19 protein-coding genes and 1 pseudogene are annotated in these 14229 nt (G+C 52.4%); 19 read left to right on the top strand and 1 reads right to left on the bottom strand.

The genetic code is table 11. From position 1 onward, the window contains the following. The first annotated feature begins 41 nt into the window (after positions 1-41). Positions 42-1454, top strand: coding sequence for a relaxase/mobilization nuclease domain-containing protein (locus ACK2JC_RS13930; protein WP_368271126.1), 1413 nt, complete (start codon positions 42-44; stop codon positions 1452-1454). A gap of 189 nt (positions 1455-1643) precedes the next feature. On the opposite strand, the gene ACK2JC_RS13925 is transcribed toward ACK2JC_RS13930, so the two are convergent. Continuing rightward, the gene (locus tag ACK2JC_RS13925; RefSeq protein ID WP_002576937.1) at positions 1644-1958 is read right to left on the bottom strand and encodes a helix-turn-helix domain-containing protein; all 315 of its coding nucleotides are present in this window, start codon (positions 1956-1958) and stop codon (positions 1644-1646) included. Between the two features lie 157 nt (positions 1959-2115). Here ACK2JC_RS13925 and ACK2JC_RS13920 point away from each other — a divergent pair, with 157 nt between their 5' ends. The 18 genes and pseudogenes from ACK2JC_RS13920 (at position 2116) to ACK2JC_RS13835 (ending at position 14222) form a co-directional block, all read left to right on the top strand. Beyond that, entirely contained in the window at positions 2116-2658 is a 543-nt protein-coding gene (locus tag ACK2JC_RS13920; RefSeq protein ID WP_368271125.1) for an SLOG family protein, read from the top strand. 107 nt (positions 2659-2765) lie between these two features. Beyond that, a complete protein-coding gene (locus ACK2JC_RS13915) occupies positions 2766-2936 on the top strand; it encodes a hypothetical protein (protein WP_007037462.1) in 171 nt (56 codons plus the stop codon). 15 nt (positions 2937-2951) lie between these two features. Then, positions 2952-4067: a hypothetical protein gene (locus tag ACK2JC_RS13910; protein WP_368271124.1), complete on the top strand. Its 1116-nt coding sequence runs from the start codon at positions 2952-2954 to the stop codon at positions 4065-4067. A gap of 60 nt (positions 4068-4127) precedes the next feature. Next, on the top strand, positions 4128-4361 hold the full coding sequence (locus ACK2JC_RS13905) for a cytochrome D ubiquinol oxidase subunit II (RefSeq protein WP_368271123.1): 234 nt from the start codon (positions 4128-4130) through the stop codon (positions 4359-4361). A 13-nt stretch (positions 4362-4374) separates the two neighbouring features. Next, complete coding sequence (locus tag ACK2JC_RS13900; RefSeq protein ID WP_008982527.1) at positions 4375-4587, top strand: hypothetical protein; 213 nt, start codon at positions 4375-4377, stop codon at positions 4585-4587. Further along, a complete protein-coding gene (locus ACK2JC_RS13895) occupies positions 4584-5735 on the top strand; it encodes a hypothetical protein (RefSeq protein ID WP_368271122.1) in 1152 nt (383 codons plus the stop codon). The genes ACK2JC_RS13900 and ACK2JC_RS13895 overlap by 4 nt, the downstream gene beginning before the upstream one ends. Before the next feature lie 26 nt (positions 5736-5761). Beyond that, positions 5762-6841, top strand: a complete 1080-nt coding sequence (locus ACK2JC_RS13890) for an ankyrin repeat domain-containing protein (RefSeq protein ID WP_368271121.1) — start codon at positions 5762-5764, stop codon at positions 6839-6841. Between the two features lie 11 nt (positions 6842-6852). Further along, positions 6853-7473 (top strand): hypothetical protein, encoded by a 621-nt coding sequence (locus ACK2JC_RS13885; RefSeq protein ID WP_368271120.1) that lies wholly within the window; start codon positions 6853-6855, stop codon positions 7471-7473. Between the two features lie 14 nt (positions 7474-7487). Then, a complete protein-coding gene (locus ACK2JC_RS13880; RefSeq protein ID WP_368271119.1) occupies positions 7488-8327 on the top strand; it encodes a DUF2262 domain-containing protein in 840 nt (279 codons plus the stop codon). 13 nt (positions 8328-8340) lie between these two features. Then, the gene (locus tag ACK2JC_RS13875; RefSeq protein WP_368271118.1) at positions 8341-8976 is read left to right on the top strand and encodes a hypothetical protein; all 636 of its coding nucleotides are present in this window, start codon (positions 8341-8343) and stop codon (positions 8974-8976) included. 25 nt (positions 8977-9001) lie between these two features. Continuing rightward, positions 9002-9328, top strand: coding sequence for a DUF5713 family protein (locus tag ACK2JC_RS13870; RefSeq protein WP_368271117.1), 327 nt, complete (start codon positions 9002-9004; stop codon positions 9326-9328). Between the two features lie 5 nt (positions 9329-9333). Further along, complete coding sequence (locus ACK2JC_RS13865) at positions 9334-9684, top strand: DUF6572 domain-containing protein (RefSeq protein ID WP_204659651.1); 351 nt, start codon at positions 9334-9336, stop codon at positions 9682-9684. Positions 9685-9687: 3 nt separating this feature from the next. After that, positions 9688-10452: pseudogene (locus ACK2JC_RS13860) on the top strand (DUF4241 domain-containing protein). Between the two features lie 14 nt (positions 10453-10466). Further along, positions 10467-11426, top strand: coding sequence for an NTF2 fold immunity protein (locus ACK2JC_RS13855; protein WP_368271116.1), 960 nt, complete (start codon positions 10467-10469; stop codon positions 11424-11426). Positions 11427-11434: 8 nt separating this feature from the next. After that, positions 11435-11671 (top strand): hypothetical protein, encoded by a 237-nt coding sequence (locus tag ACK2JC_RS13850; RefSeq protein ID WP_271937976.1) that lies wholly within the window; start codon positions 11435-11437, stop codon positions 11669-11671. Between the two features lie 15 nt (positions 11672-11686). Then, a complete protein-coding gene (locus tag ACK2JC_RS13845; protein ID WP_368271115.1) occupies positions 11687-13168 on the top strand; it encodes a hypothetical protein in 1482 nt (493 codons plus the stop codon). A 16-nt stretch (positions 13169-13184) separates the two neighbouring features. Then, positions 13185-13610: a hypothetical protein gene (locus ACK2JC_RS13840; protein WP_368271114.1), complete on the top strand. Its 426-nt coding sequence runs from the start codon at positions 13185-13187 to the stop codon at positions 13608-13610. A 12-nt stretch (positions 13611-13622) separates the two neighbouring features. Further along, entirely contained in the window at positions 13623-14222 is a 600-nt protein-coding gene (locus ACK2JC_RS13835; RefSeq protein ID WP_368271113.1) for a hypothetical protein, read from the top strand. The last annotated feature ends 7 nt before the right edge of the window (positions 14223-14229 follow it).

Here is a 14229-nt window from a genome sequence, read left to right as displayed (position 1 = left end):
CTACGGCAGGCCGTTTTCTTTTCGGAAAGGAGGTCTGACCTATGGCAACCACAAGAATCATGCCGCTTCATGTCGGCAAGGGCCGCACAGAAAGTCGGGCGATCAGTGACATCATCGACTATGTGGCCAACCCAAAGAAAACAGATAACGGCAGGCTCATTACCGGCTATGCGTGTGACAGTCGGACTGCGGATGCGGAGTTCCTTCTGGCAAAGCGGCAGTACATTGCCGCGACCGGACGAGTGCGAGGTGCGGATGATGTGATTGCCTATCATGTGCGCCAGTCGTTCCGCCCCGGTGAGATCACACCGGAGGAAGCCAATCGGCTGGGCGTAGAATTTGCCAAGCGTTTTACCAAAGGCAATCATGCCTTTGTGGTCTGCACTCACATAGACAAGTCGCACATTCATAATCACATTATCTGGTCATCGGTCAGCTTAGAATATGACCGGAAATTCCGAAACTTTTGGGGCAGCACCAAGGCAGTCCGACAGTTAAGTGACACCATCTGCGTTGAAAACGGACTGTCCATTGTGGAGAATCCGAACCCTCACGGAAAGAGCTATAACAAATGGCTGGGCGATCAGGCAAAGCCCTCTCACCGAGAGCTGCTTCGTGTGACGATTGACAACGCATTATCACAAAGTCCTACTGACTTTGAGGCGTTGCTGAAGCTGCTGCAAGAGTCCGGCTGTGAGGTATCAAAGCGCGGAAAATCGTATCGTCTGAAGCTCCCCGGTTGGGAAAAAGCCGCCCGTATGGACAGCCTGGGCGAAGGATATGGATTAGATGATTTGCAGGCGGTTCTCTCCGGGAAGAAAGCACATACCCCACGAAAGAAAGTGGTCGCACAGGCAGAGCCGCCGAAGGTCAATCTGCTGGTGGACATTCAGGCAAAATTGCAGGCAGGAAAAGGGGCTGGCTATGCTCGATGGGCTAAGGTTTTCAATCTGAAGCAAATGGCGCAGACCATGAATTACCTGTCAGAGAATAACCTGTTGGAGTATGCGATTTTAGAAGAAAAGACTGCGGATGCCACAGCACATCACAATGAGCTTTCGGCGCAGATCAAAGCGGCTGAAAAGCGCATGGCAGAGATTGCTGTTCTGCGTACTCACATCGTAAATTATGCCAAGACCCGTGAGGTCTATGTGGCATACCGCAAGGCCGGCTACTCTAAGAAATTCCGGGAAGAACATGAGGAAGAAATTCTGCTCCACCAGGCTGCTAAGAATGCCTTTGATGAAATGGGAGTCAAGAAGCTGCCTAAGGTCAAAGAGTTGCAGACGGAGTATGCGAAATTGCTGGAAGAAAAGAAAAAGACCTATGCCGAGTACCGGCGTTCCCGTGAGGAAATGCGGGAGCTTTTAACGGCAAAGGCCAATGTGGATCGGGTGCTGAAAATGGAGGTAGAACAGGATGTTGAAAAAGAAAAAGACCACGGCCAGCGATAAGCTGGTCCTGGTCAAAAGCGTTCGCAGAACGCGCAGCCACAGAATGAAATTCTGTGTTCAAAGGGGCTTGGGGGCACTGCCCTCAACAAGCAGTTTGTGGCGAAATGGATAGCCACAAGCATTGCTTGCCACAATATGCTGCGTATAAAATGAAAAAACTAACGACGGGACGCTTACTGCCTCCTATCGTTAGTTTTCTGTGTTTAAGCGACTTATAAAACCAATCAGCATAATCAGATCGTCATCTGACATCTTTCTCATTCCGTCCAAAGCCTTCTTGATAAGCTGAGGGTTATTCTCCTGTGCATCAAAAAATTGAAGCGGCGTGATTTCAAAATACTCACAGATGTTGAGAAACTGCTTCATAGACGGCATAGAACGCCCGGAAGAAATTGCCTGAATATAGCTTCTGTTCTGCCCTAACTCCATGCTCATCTGATATTCTGAAACGCCTTTTTTCAATCGTAATTCTGTGATTCGATTGCGGATAAATTCTTCGTCCATACGCTCACCTCTCTGCTCTTTTAGCATAGCAGAAAGCAATTCTTGATACTTCGTATGTGTTGTGTTATAATTTTGTAATATAACCTTTATACGCATTATTATTTGCGTTATTTTTGCTTTATATGCGTAATCAAGGCAGTTATCAAGGGTGATTTGTATGAATCAGTATGCCTGTGCCATTACCGGCCACAGACCAACAAGATTTTGCTTTGGATATAACGAGGAAGATCCTCTATGCCAAAAGCTAAAAGAATGTCTCCTGGAGCAGTTTCGCATACTCCATGACGAGAAATTTGTCCGTACTTTTTTTGTCGGCGGTGCTCTTGATGTGGATATGTGGGGTGGAGAACAACTGCTAACATTGAGAGCACAAACAGGATACGAGGATATTAAAATTATCGTTGTAATTCCCTTCATCGGCTATGACTCTAAATGGCCGGATCAGAGTAGACATAGATTGAAAAAGCTGATCCAAAACGCAAACGATTCTATTGTTATTTCACATTCTGCGGATGTTTCCAGTTATAAAAAAAGAAATTATTATATGGTCGATCATGCAGAGTACATCATCAGTGTGTTTGATAATCAGAAAAAGCTGCGCTCAGGCACAGCACAGACAGTCAATTATGCCTTACGGAATGGAAAAGCAATCACTCTGATCCATCCAGATACTATGGAAATAACAACCCCTACGCCTTAACAAATTCACAAAAATTTTTCATTGGCATTTCCAACAAAATATTTTCATTGAAGGAGTGCTGTGATATAATAAAATATAAAACTATGCTCAGAACAAATGGTGCCGCTATGAACAAATATATTGAACAGCAATTTGCTGCTTTAAGATACGAAAAAAATATTTTGGTTGTTGAAGAAACTACATCTGCTGGTGGATGCGGCTCCTTCAACGCGGCTTCTTCATGTCCTGCGTCAGCCTGTCTTTATGACAGTGCGGCGTGGGGCTTTTTTATTGCCTGAAAGGAGTATGAGAACATGAGTCTGAAATATACCTGCCCCAGCTGTGGAACCCCATTGGGTTATGAGGGATTGTGTTGGAAATGTAAGTGCGAGCAAGAACGGCAAGCTGCTCTGGCCTGGACGCCGGAACAAATTGTCGAAAAACAAAGAAACTTGATACAGAACATCCAGAGGCTGGCTGATATGGAGGACCCAGAGTTCGCCGACTTTTGGCAGCTGCTTGGCTACCATGATGTCATCACCCCAGAGATTCAGCGGATGGCACTGGCCGCAGAGGTGTTTTGGCCCTGTGAAATCTATTATCACGCTCCCGCCGATGTGCGAGATGGTCTGATTCATGCGCTGTTGTCCGCGGAATATTCCAGCGCGGCCTCCAACCTGATGAGTTGCCTTGCTATGCAAGGAGATGACAAGGCAATGGAGACTCTGCTGGAGCTGGAGCGAAATCCCCGGCCCTGGCGCAAGGGCCTCTATGTAGACCCATCCAGCTATGCGCAGATCGGAGGCTGGACCTTCGACAAGGAGGGCCAGAAAATCCAACTCAACTTCGACACCTGCTATCCTATGGTCAAGGGAACCACTGGCGAGAAATCTCCCGTCCGCATTGGCCGAGAACGGGAAGATACCTGTCCCCACTGCGGCGGACGCATGGTGGATATATTGGTGCTGGACGGCCGGGATGAGCGCCTGAAATTTCTGGGGTTGGATGGTATCCTGACTGCCACCTGCTGCCCCAGCTGCGTGGGATTCCTCAAAGGCCCCGCCTTCAACCGGTTTACCCTGGATGGCGGCGTGGAGGTCTTTCCCGATGAGCTATTTGACGGCGCGGAGAAGACGGATTGCTATGTCAGTCCCGAGGAGTACAAGGCCCTCACGGAAAATCCCTTTGTGCTGGGCGAAGCGCCTGTGCCCCTGTTTTACGGTGCGGCCTGCCAGGATGTGAATACCATCGGCGGCTTTGCCAATTGGGTGCAGGACGCGGAATATACTACCTGTCTTCACTGCGGCAAGCCCATGAAGTATCTGGCCCAAATCCAGTGGGATATGGTGTTTGACTGTGCGGAGGGCACGCTCTATGTGGAATTCTGCCCGGACTGTCATATCGTGTCCATGCAGCACCAGCAGACCTAAAAAAGTCGCACAGTATGAAAAGAGAAATATCAGCAGGTATTTGCGTGAGGAGGAAGTAGAATGAACAGCGAACAGATCACAGCATTTTTGCAAGAGCATTGGTACATTGCCTCGGTGCTCATCGGGGCCGTGATTTTGATTGGAGCGATCCGCAACTGGAACTGGCTCTGCGACCCCACTGGTACGCGGGATGCCCACCGCCACAGCAAAGGATACCGGCGTGTGGTTTTCTTCCTGTTGGGTGGCCTCCTGATTGTGGTGAGTATCTGGGAATTTGTGCTGAAATTGAAATAGGAGGAGCAATCCCATGACCCAAGAAGAACAGATCCGACTCTATCGGCTGATGGAAAAACTCAACTGGTTTTTCCACCAAGAGATGCACTACCTGAATAGAGATATTGCGGAAAAGACCGCACGGGAGTGTTACCCGGAGATTCGGGATTTTACATACGATATTTTGTGGAACGACCTGCCCAGAGAGGTGCAGGGACAACTTATGAACGAGGATGAGACGCTATGAATACTACGATGACTTTAGAACAACTGCCTCCCAAGGGTGTAAAGCGAGAACAGGCCATTTTGGCGCTGGGTAAAGAGGAAGCAAACGGCGAACTGCTTCTCCAGCTTGTGAATACAGAAAAGGGCAAGTGCAAAACGGCTGCTCAAAAGGCTTTGGCGCAGCTGGAGTATGCCCCTGCTGCCCCACTGTGGGCCAAGCTGGTCAAGGGCAAATGGATGGGCAGCAATATCATGTCGGATGCCTGTTCCGACTGTGTATCGGAGCAGATCGCCCCGGTTATTCTGAAGACTCTCTCCCAGCTGCTGGACGAGGGGGACACAAAGCCACTGGATATCGAACAACTAAACTTCTGTTTCCATTTGACGTTGGGGAAAGCCTCGCCAAAAATGCTGGAGGTCTACCGCTTCCTGGCGGAAAATACCCGGCGGATCGGCCAGCTGAAACGCACGCCTGTTTATTCTGATGATGATTGTACCTCCTGGTGGATCACGGACGGGCTTCGCATTTGGGATGCCACACCCAAGGAAAAAGAGAAAATTCCCGCTGTAGTGCTGACCGCCTCCCTGATCCGCAACCCGGATGAGCGGCTGCAAGCATTGGCTGATGAACTGAATGAACGCTATGGCGGCAGCTGGCTGATGCCGGTCTTTATGAAGGCGATCATTACCCAGCCCAAGGAGCAGGTGTATGAGACCTATTCGCCCCTTCTGGATACGCCACAAAAAGGCTATTTGTTCCATGCGCTGGGAATGCTCCATTACCGCTGTTATCCGGAAGGCTGGACCTATGAACGCTTGGGCCCGGATGGAATGATCGCTCTGATTTTCTGGGGCGATTATAGCTATGGAACCTATGACACAAGGTTCATGTTTGAACGGTATGTGGAGCTGGATGAGCGGTGGCTCTTTGATCTGGCCAAGAACCCGGAGGGCCGCAAACCTACGGTGACATGGCAGACCTACAACCGGGGCGGTGTGCTGTATGGAAGCTATGACGAAATGCTCATCAGCCTGCTGCCCCGCAAGGTGGAAAACCCGGAACTGAAGCACATTCTGCGGGACTACTTCCGTATTCGCAGTGAAAAAGTGAAAGTGGAAGAAAGTATTACGGTTTACAAAGATGCTGCTGAGCGGTTCGGGGATGAATGAGTACAAGTCGAGAAAGCAGGTGCCTTATGTACCAAATTGCATATATTGGCCGCTGGGAGACCCTCCCGGAAACAGCTGCCGCCATCTGTGACCATGACGCTCCCAAGCTGGAGGCGCTGCTCCAAGGCGGTCTGGATTTAGATGTTCCCATCCAGCTCAGCGAATACATCAAGCTGATGCCATTGGAGATCGCGGTTTTTCGGAATGATGTGCCCATGATCCACTTCCTGCTGGAGCATGGAGCTGATCCCGCTCTGGCAGAGGAACAGCCCCTGCTACTCACCGCCGCCCGCTGTTGTGGGCCGGAGGTGGTGGCCCTCTTTGCTGGACAGGCCGCAAAACTCAGCCCAAAGCAGAAAGAGCGTGCTTTTCAGGAAGTGCGCTGGGGACAGCGAGCGGAGAATATCCCGGTGTTGGAGCAAGCCGGGATCGCGGTGGACAAGTTTGGCGGCGAGGCATTCCGGGCCGCTGTGTCCGAGGGCAATACCAAACTTGCCCAGCTGCTTCTGGAAAAAGGGGCAGACATCAATTACCACAAGCCGGACATGGTGTTTCCGAACGCCTCTACCGCTGTCACTGAAGCTGTCCGACACAAAAATCTCCCCATGGTGCGCTGGCTCATTGAGCAAGGAGCCGACATCACCATTGCTGACAAATACGGCGACCGGCCTTACACCGTGGCAGTGCAGAACAAAAATCGGGAGCTGGCCGACTACTTAAAAGCCCTGGAACCGGAGGAATGGCACAACGAACAGGAAAAGATTCGGCAGCTCATGCCCTATAAACTGCCCGCCAAGCTGGTGGAATATCTGAAAACCGGCCCCCTGCGGCTGGAGTTTCCGGAGCAGGAGTGGGTTAAGTGGGTGGAGTTGTATTCCTACATGGATGTGCAGGAGATGACCTGGAAGCGGAAGAAGCTGCTCTCCCTCATGGCGGCCATGGACAATTACAGCGACTACCTGCTGCTGTGGAGCCCCAGGGACAAAAAGCTGTGGTATCTGGACATCGAGCATGAGGAGTTCCACCCCCTGGCCAAATGGGAGGAATTTATCGCTGATCCCGGCCGGTATCTGAACGGGATGATCGAGGGCGAGTTTGAGGAATAAGGAGCAAACCGATGACATCCATAGATTTTTTGAATAAAGTACATAAAATCCTGGACTCGCAGGAATATAACCTCTCTTATTCTCCGGCCAAGTCCAAGAATTATATGTTGTACTGCAACGGCAACTTTATCGGCGGCCTGTTCGATGAGGAGCTGTGCTTCGTCTACGCCGACAGTGTGAGTGAACTGCTGGGGCAGCCGGAACCCGTCTACCGCGGCTACTCCAGCACTGCCCAGCACAGGATGCTGGTGATCCCGGAGGAACACTGGGCGAAGGCGCTGAAACTGCTCTATGCTGAGAAATTTGACTGGAGCCGTTTGGTGTACGACATCACCTACACCAGCATTGGCGCGGCTGTGGTGGAGGACTTTTACGATGAGAATGTGGAGTTTCTGCGCTTCTGCTTTGAAAAGGAGCTGCTGAAAAAGAATCCTCTGGACCGGCAGGGCCGTATCCTGCGGATGGTCTACCTCAATCAGGATCTGACAAATATCGGTAAGAATTTGTTTCCTGAGTTGCTGGACAAGTTCCTTGCTTTTTATGATCGGAAAGGAAAAACCAGTCTGGAAACCATGCTGAATCGGTGGTACACCGCGCTGGAGAAGAAGTACCGCAGCCAGACGGCGGGATAAGGAGGACTGCACCAATGTTTGAAGAATTCTATGAGATGTACGAGCCCGAGGAGCAGGAAGTGGTCGCTCTGATCAATCGCTGCATTGGGGGCGGATATAACTGGAAAGGCAAGTTTTGGGAAATGACCGTTGTGACACTGGGTATGGTGTTCTGTGACACCGGCAAGGTTAGCACCAAAGAGGAGCATCTGGAATGGCCGGTCACCGACGAGGAGCGTAACAGCGACAAGGGCTGGGGACGCTTTCAAAGCGAGCATATCTGCCGCCTGAAGATCCGCCGGATGAAGGAAGAATGGGCAAAGGATCTGGTGGTGCAGCCCTGGTGTATCTCCCAGGTGGTCAAGGCCCACGAGGACTGCCCGGAACTCCAGGCCGTTCTGGACGAGTACCACAAGCCGGTGGTGATCCAGGACCAGGTGCTGGGAGAACTGACACTGGACAAGGACTATGATACCTTCGAGGGCGAAATCCAGTGGTGCGGAAAGGATGTGAGCCTTTCTCTGGAGGTCAATGCCGAAAGCAAGCCCTCCTGGACCCGCGCCCGCAGCGCCGCCAAAAAGCTGCTGGCCGACTGTGACACCTGGGATAAGGCCATGCGGGAGCTTGCAGCCAAGAACCTGACCGAGCTGGCCAACAACTGGCTCTCCCAAGATGAGGAAAACCCTCGCAATCCGGAAACCGACCCCATCACAGAGGACGAACTTGCCCGGCGAATCAGCCTGACGAGCCTGTCCGTCACCTCTGGCGGCAGCTTCACCGCCTGGTTTGACTGCGATGAGATGTTCACCGACCATGCTGTGACGGTCTACGGCTCCTTGAAAAAGGGCCTCAAAACTGCCAATATTGAGGGGTAAGGAGGATAGCATAATGATTTCCACAAAAGATTTATCTGGCCTTCCCAATGCGGAGCGCCTGAAAAACTTCTGCAAAGGGCTGGCTGCTCTGGACATAATCATGGTGGAGGAAGAATGGAGCTTCATCCGCCACTATACATACAACCCCGCATGGCGAAAAGGCAAAGAGGCATTCTTTGCCACTGATGGCAGTGACCAGAGCATGATCGTCATGTTTGCGCCGGAAGGCTGTGTAATCAACGGTGTGGATTCCGAACTCTACGACTGGGAGGAAAAATTTCCCCGTATCGAAGACCTGACGGATGGAATGCCCTCTGCTTTGCAAAAGCTCATGGGCAGCCGTGAAGTCAAAAAGATGAAAAGTACCTTCTGCGTCTGGACGGAAGATGGCACCACCTGGCACTGCAATCCCATGGACGGCGAGGACGCATCCAAAGATCTGCTCTCCACGATTGATGGTAATCCACAGAGCTATGTGGATTACGGGAAGTGGTTTTACCCAGCAGACCTGCCTTTGGAGGCTGTGCGCCAGCTTGCTGATGGGGTTCCGGTAACAAAAGAACTGGTCGCTGTGTTGAACCCTAAGCGCAATGAATGGGAAGAAATAAAGGCGGGTCTGGACAAAATCGGGTATCCAAGTGAACTTTGATGTGGTTAAGAAAGGAGCAATCCCTATGAAAGCATTTGACCCCAATTACAAGCTGCTGGACGAGATGTATCAGGACAATTACTATCCTACTTTTCTGGTAGACAAGGTAAAGGACGAACTACAGAAGGTCATCGACCTGCTGGAGAGCGGCGAAACCGACACCGAAGTGGTGCAGGAAAAACTGGATGAGGCTGTCTGCGGCATCAATGACCTCCAGGACGAATTTTACGAGAACGACAGCGAGATCGAAACGGTGGCCCGGGATTGTATTGGAGTCACTGTGGCCTACATTCTGGAGTGGTTCGGCATTCCGATTGATATTGAGGAGGCCATCCGAGAAAGGGACTGGTGAAAACAATGTCCATTGAAAATATGTTTGGCGACCTGGATAAGATCGACATTCTGGCGGAAAAACCTGAAACAAAGGAAGTTTTGATGGTCCTCGTCTGCAACGGTTTCATTGACGGCTCCCCGGAAACGCAGAAGGCCCTGCTCGACAAGATGGAGGGCTATCTGAACCACACCCAGAGTGAGGAGTTTCAAAAGGAATATGGGGACTGGTCTGTGATTTTGCGTGTGACCCTTGGCCGGAAGCCGGATGAGCGCATCCTGGCCCTGCTCAGCAAGTGCCCTGCGTGGGCGGAGGACTACGGCGTAAAGCTCGAATTTGAAATTGGAGGAAAACAGGTTCGCATTGTAGAGAGCTGACCTATGCTCAAACCAAATCAACAGGAGGAAACGAGTATGCCGACAACAGAATGGCTGAACAAATATGAATCCGTTAAGGACAAACTGGCCTGCAAAACGGACCTGGACGCTCATTTCACTGAGAAAGTGATTGGGAATATGGGCGTGGATGTGCTGGACATCGGGGCCGTCCTCTTTCCTACCGGAACAATTTTCGCCTGCGATCCGCTGGTGGAGCTGGAGGACACACCGCCCTTTATACAGACAATCCCCGCCGGGACTTATCCCGTAAAGATCTGTGTGGTGCCCAGTGAGAAATATGGTGATCGCTATGCCTGTGTCAAGGTGGAAGTTAGCCGGGAAAAGCCTGTCCGCTATGAGCTGGGCATGACCGGCTAAGAGGATCTGGACGAGGAATTGGGCGAGGACGAGTATTTTGGCTTTGGCGTAGACGCTGGAATGGGCTGTGTTGCGGACATCCAGACCCAGGCGGCCTTCAAGACCTACTGGGCCAAGCGTTTGGAAGAAGACCCGGACATCGACCCCTACAACGACCTGTTCTGCGATCTCCTGGAGGAAAACGCCAAAGCCCACCCAAAATATCAGGGGGACTACGGCGACTGGCTCAACTGGACGGTGCCTGACACGGACTGTAATCTGCCCATCTTTGCCTCTGGCTGGGGGGACGGCTACTATCCGGTCTACTTCGGCTATGACGCGAAAGGTGAAATCTGCGCCGTGTATGTGCGCTTCATCGACATTGAAGCCAGCTATAAGGAGCAGGCGTAAGGAGGGAAACAGCGATGGCATGGCCAAAACGGGCGCGGACAGTGAACTGGGAGAGCGGTGTCCTGATCTTAGACGGAGAAAAGCGATTTGAAGTCCCGGAGCTGACCCCAGAAATCATGGAGCAGCTGGCCGGTTACACCCTGGTGGGCTTTCATGTGAAAGGCTATCCGGTGACGGATGAACTGCTTGCCACCTTTGCCGGACATAAAAGCATGGTCAACTTCGGCGTGGAGGACGGCGCGCTCACTGATGCCTGTTTCCCCGTTTTTTCCGCTATGCCCAAGCTACGCTATCTGATGCTGGACGGCAACGCCGCCATCCACGGCAGCGGCCTGTCCGCCTTGCAAGGCTGCAAGCTGGACCTTCTGACGCTCAACCGCACCGGGCTGGACGATGCCGGTCTGCTCCAGGCGGCCTCCATCTCCAAGCTCTCCCACATCCAGATCGACCATACCGCCGTTACCTATGAGGGCCTGCTGGCCATCGCTGGCAACAACCGCATCGAGCCGGTGGCCCATGTGCAATTCACCAAGGAGCAGATGGAACACTTCTCCCAGCTCCAGCGGGAAAAGGCCAAAAAGCCCGTCCCGCTGGACGAACAAGCGGCGGCGGAATGCCGCGGGGTGTTGTCCGCTTTCTTTGCTGAGATGACAGAATGGGAGCAGCACATGGAGCAGGCCGGGTTTGAAGATGCCGAGGCTGTGCCCCGCCTGCTGGCGATCTGGGAGAAGTATGTGAGCGAAAAGCCCCGTCTGGGCTATCGGCCTCTGGGCCTCTCATACAGTGCCCAGGGCACCTACAACGGGGAAGAATTCCTTGACGCGGAGCAGATCACCAAGAACAAGCTCTACATCTACACCAGGGAGAAAAACACCGGCTTTGACCGCCGTTTCCTCATGAAGCGTGTGGGCGAGGGCTGGATGATCGACGGGGTTCAGGAGCGGCTGGACGGCTGGCAGCGCACGGGATTGTGAGGCATCACATGGCTTGGGAATATGAAACTTTTGGCCCAGACGGTCAATGCAAATTGTTTGGTGTGAACATCTTTGACTACGACTGGCAAACCACCGGCAAGCGAGTAAAAGTCCAAGACCCGATCTATCACCAAGACCATACCTTCGAGGTCTGGCAGGTGGAGATTGACGGGCATATCCACCGCTTTGCCGCCGGGGAGTTCTCCAACTGCGTATGGGGATTCTATCTGGAAAAGAACGGATGAGAGGAGCGTGGCGCCATGAAAGCCAACGCCGGAGAGGTCTATACAGTCTATAACCAATATCTGAAACGCTACACCGCCTGCCAGGTGGCCTATATTGCGCCGCCGGACACGGTGAGCAAAGAGTCTTGGGCGGTGATCCTCTCTCTGGATTGGGTGGGCGACTCCCCTCTGACAGTGGAGGAACTGCCCCATCTCCGCCCGCTCTACAAGGACTTCATGTACTGGTCCCGCGACCTCCACCTGCTGCGGGTGCCGTTGGAGGTCCCGCCCCAATATAAACTGGTGGGCACACTTCCGCCCTTCACCGACCAGCCCTGCCGCTCCTACGGCGGCTGGGACGACGGCTATGAGGTATATTTGCAGATGAGGTGGCAGGCCATCCCGGAAAAGCGGCGGCGGGCCTTCAAGGAGGATATGGAGAGCGACGAGGAAACGGAGATCGGCGGTATCCCGGTGAAGGTCAGCAGCCATCGGGTGAATGACCAGTACGCACCATTCGATTCGGCACTGGAACTAAAGGCTCTGCCCTGCCTCTCCGAACTCATCTGCCAGCGGTGGCACCCGGATCTGCTGGAATTTCTGAGGGGGAATCCCTTTATCAGTGAGCTGACCCTGCTGAACCACGGTCAGAGGACACTTGATCTGCGGGGCACCAGCATCAGAAAGCTGATGCTGGACATGACCGGGCTGGAGGAGCTATGGCTGTGTGAGGGAACGGAGCAGCTCCTGTTCCAGAACAAGGGGCTGGACGCCTGTACCATCCATGCCCCCGAAGATGGCAGCGGCTTGACCCTCCAATTTATCGGGGAATACTGCCCGCACACGGAACTGCCGAACTTACGGGGGCTGCATGGCATCGAGCTGAAGGACTTTGATCTGACCGGGCTGGCTGCTGTCCATCCCCATCTGAAGGAGCTGCGGCTCTGGGGCGCGCCGGGAAACCTGCAAAACTTCTCCGCTGTGGGAGCGTTCCGGGAACTGACGAACCTCTCCACCTTTGATCTGTTCGGCTTCGGGGCGGACGACATCCCCACCCCGGAGCAGATGCCGGAGCTTCGCTGGTTCTGGATGACCAGCCTGCCGGAAGATGCGGCAAAAGCGGCAAAGCAGCTCTGGAAAAGCAAGCCGGGAATGGATCTGCGGATCACCAAGCCCCGGAAACCGGAGTGGCTGGCGCAAAACCTGGACAACCCCTTCCGAGGCTGGGACGGTGCGGAGCATATCCCCGCTTCCGCTGCGAAAAAAGCAGCCAATCAATACCGCAAGACCCGTTCCCAGTTGATGAAGCTGACCGCTGAACTGGGCGAGGACGCCCAGGCCCAGGCGCTGGATGCGGTGACAGCCTACACCCAGACCTTCAACAAGATGGGCTTTATCGAAACCGAGGAGCGGGATGAAATCTATATGGCCCTGCGGGGTATCCTGGATGCCCTGCCGGATGGCACGCTCCAGAAGGATGCCCTGATGGAGAAGTTTGAGGAGCTTCGAGATTTTTGAGGAGGTTGAAAAAACAATGGATACAAGAATCACAGAACTGTTGGAAAAGATAAAAAAGGCAATCGACAAGGCTGCCACCACAGGCGACAAATATCAGTTTATAGATCCGATCTTTGATTTAACTGATGAACTGGAACAGTGCGAAACACCTTTTGATGCTGTAAGACCGATCTTGGAACTGATTGAATCTTCTCCCAATATTGATTTTGGCGGTCCTGGGCCGTTGGGTAGCTTTATGGAGAAGTTTTACCATGAAGGCTATGAGGAAGAATTGGTCGCATCGCTGAAAAGAAAGCCAACTGAATACACAATTGCTCTCATGTTCCGCATCATTGCAGATAAGAAAAATCCCAATCTGAGTGAATACAAACATCTGTTAAAGACACTTGACTGCACCTCTGAAATTGATACTTTCTGGTTGGATGAGATTGCGAAACTGTAGAGGGGAAATAGATTGAGCTACACAAAATTCAGCAAAGAAGTAACCAAGTGGCTGAAAGCCAATAGCCTTCCATGTTATGGAACAGCCAACGATAGCCCCGAAGAAACAAAGGCCCGGCTGGACGCATGGATGCGTGGGAGCAAAGAGATACTGCGCCAGTGGATCACAGAAAAGCGATACCGTGAACTGATCTCCTGCGCCCACGGCGGCTGGTATCAGGATGATATAATTTTTAAGCCCTTGGCTGAACACTTTGTGGCGAACCACCTGTTTGATGAACTGCGGTTTCTCTGCGAGCGCGGCATCCGTTTTTCTGCGGAAGATATGCTGTCCACCATTCAATCTGAGAAAGAGGAGCACGGGTCGCTTGATATAGAAACCATTCGGAACATAGATGTTCCAAGCTATGTGGCAGGCCGCAGTTATTCCCATTTGGGGGAAATCGCAAAATACAGGAAACGAGCACTGGATCAGATTATCCGCTATATAGGCTATCTGGAGCAGATCCACGCGCCTGCGGAGTATCTGGAACAGGTAAAATTCCTGCAAAAGATCGTTGCGGATCTGACAATCAAAGCAAAGGATTTGAAACCATTTCGATTTTGGCTGTGAAAGTAAT

Origin of the sequence: Enterocloster lavalensis (genome assembly GCF_046603895.1) — a bacterium.
Taxonomy (GTDB): Bacteria; Bacillota; Clostridia; order Lachnospirales; family Lachnospiraceae; genus Enterocloster; species Enterocloster lavalensis.
Note: the sequence above shows the minus strand (reverse complement) of the source record. Positions and strands in the feature narration are given on the sequence as shown.

Bases quoted from the DNA above. Each gene is read 5' to 3' on its own strand.
- ACK2JC_RS13930 (WP_368271126.1), top strand. From the start codon at position 42: ATGGCAACCACAAGAATCATGCCGCTTCATGTCGGCAAGGGCCGCACA.
- ACK2JC_RS13925 (WP_002576937.1), bottom strand. From the start codon at position 1,958: ATGGACGAAGAATTTATCCGCAATCGAATCACAGAATTACGATTGAAA.
- ACK2JC_RS13920 (WP_368271125.1), top strand. From the start codon at position 2,116: ATGAATCAGTATGCCTGTGCCATTACCGGCCACAGACCAACAAGATTT.
- ACK2JC_RS13915 (WP_007037462.1), top strand. From the start codon at position 2,766: ATGAACAAATATATTGAACAGCAATTTGCTGCTTTAAGATACGAAAAA.
- ACK2JC_RS13910 (WP_368271124.1), top strand. From the start codon at position 2,952: ATGAGTCTGAAATATACCTGCCCCAGCTGTGGAACCCCATTGGGTTAT.
- ACK2JC_RS13905 (WP_368271123.1), top strand. From the start codon at position 4,128: ATGAACAGCGAACAGATCACAGCATTTTTGCAAGAGCATTGGTACATT.
- ACK2JC_RS13900 (WP_008982527.1), top strand. From the start codon at position 4,375: ATGACCCAAGAAGAACAGATCCGACTCTATCGGCTGATGGAAAAACTC.
- ACK2JC_RS13895 (WP_368271122.1), top strand. From the start codon at position 4,584: ATGAATACTACGATGACTTTAGAACAACTGCCTCCCAAGGGTGTAAAG.
- ACK2JC_RS13890 (WP_368271121.1), top strand. From the start codon at position 5,762: ATGTACCAAATTGCATATATTGGCCGCTGGGAGACCCTCCCGGAAACA.
- ACK2JC_RS13885 (WP_368271120.1), top strand. From the start codon at position 6,853: ATGACATCCATAGATTTTTTGAATAAAGTACATAAAATCCTGGACTCG.
- ACK2JC_RS13880 (WP_368271119.1), top strand. From the start codon at position 7,488: ATGTTTGAAGAATTCTATGAGATGTACGAGCCCGAGGAGCAGGAAGTG.
- ACK2JC_RS13875 (WP_368271118.1), top strand. From the start codon at position 8,341: ATGATTTCCACAAAAGATTTATCTGGCCTTCCCAATGCGGAGCGCCTG.
- ACK2JC_RS13870 (WP_368271117.1), top strand. From the start codon at position 9,002: ATGAAAGCATTTGACCCCAATTACAAGCTGCTGGACGAGATGTATCAG.
- ACK2JC_RS13865 (WP_204659651.1), top strand. From the start codon at position 9,334: ATGTCCATTGAAAATATGTTTGGCGACCTGGATAAGATCGACATTCTG.
- ACK2JC_RS13855 (WP_368271116.1), top strand. From the start codon at position 10,467: ATGGCATGGCCAAAACGGGCGCGGACAGTGAACTGGGAGAGCGGTGTC.
- ACK2JC_RS13850 (WP_271937976.1), top strand. From the start codon at position 11,435: ATGGCTTGGGAATATGAAACTTTTGGCCCAGACGGTCAATGCAAATTG.
- ACK2JC_RS13845 (WP_368271115.1), top strand. From the start codon at position 11,687: ATGAAAGCCAACGCCGGAGAGGTCTATACAGTCTATAACCAATATCTG.
- ACK2JC_RS13840 (WP_368271114.1), top strand. From the start codon at position 13,185: ATGGATACAAGAATCACAGAACTGTTGGAAAAGATAAAAAAGGCAATC.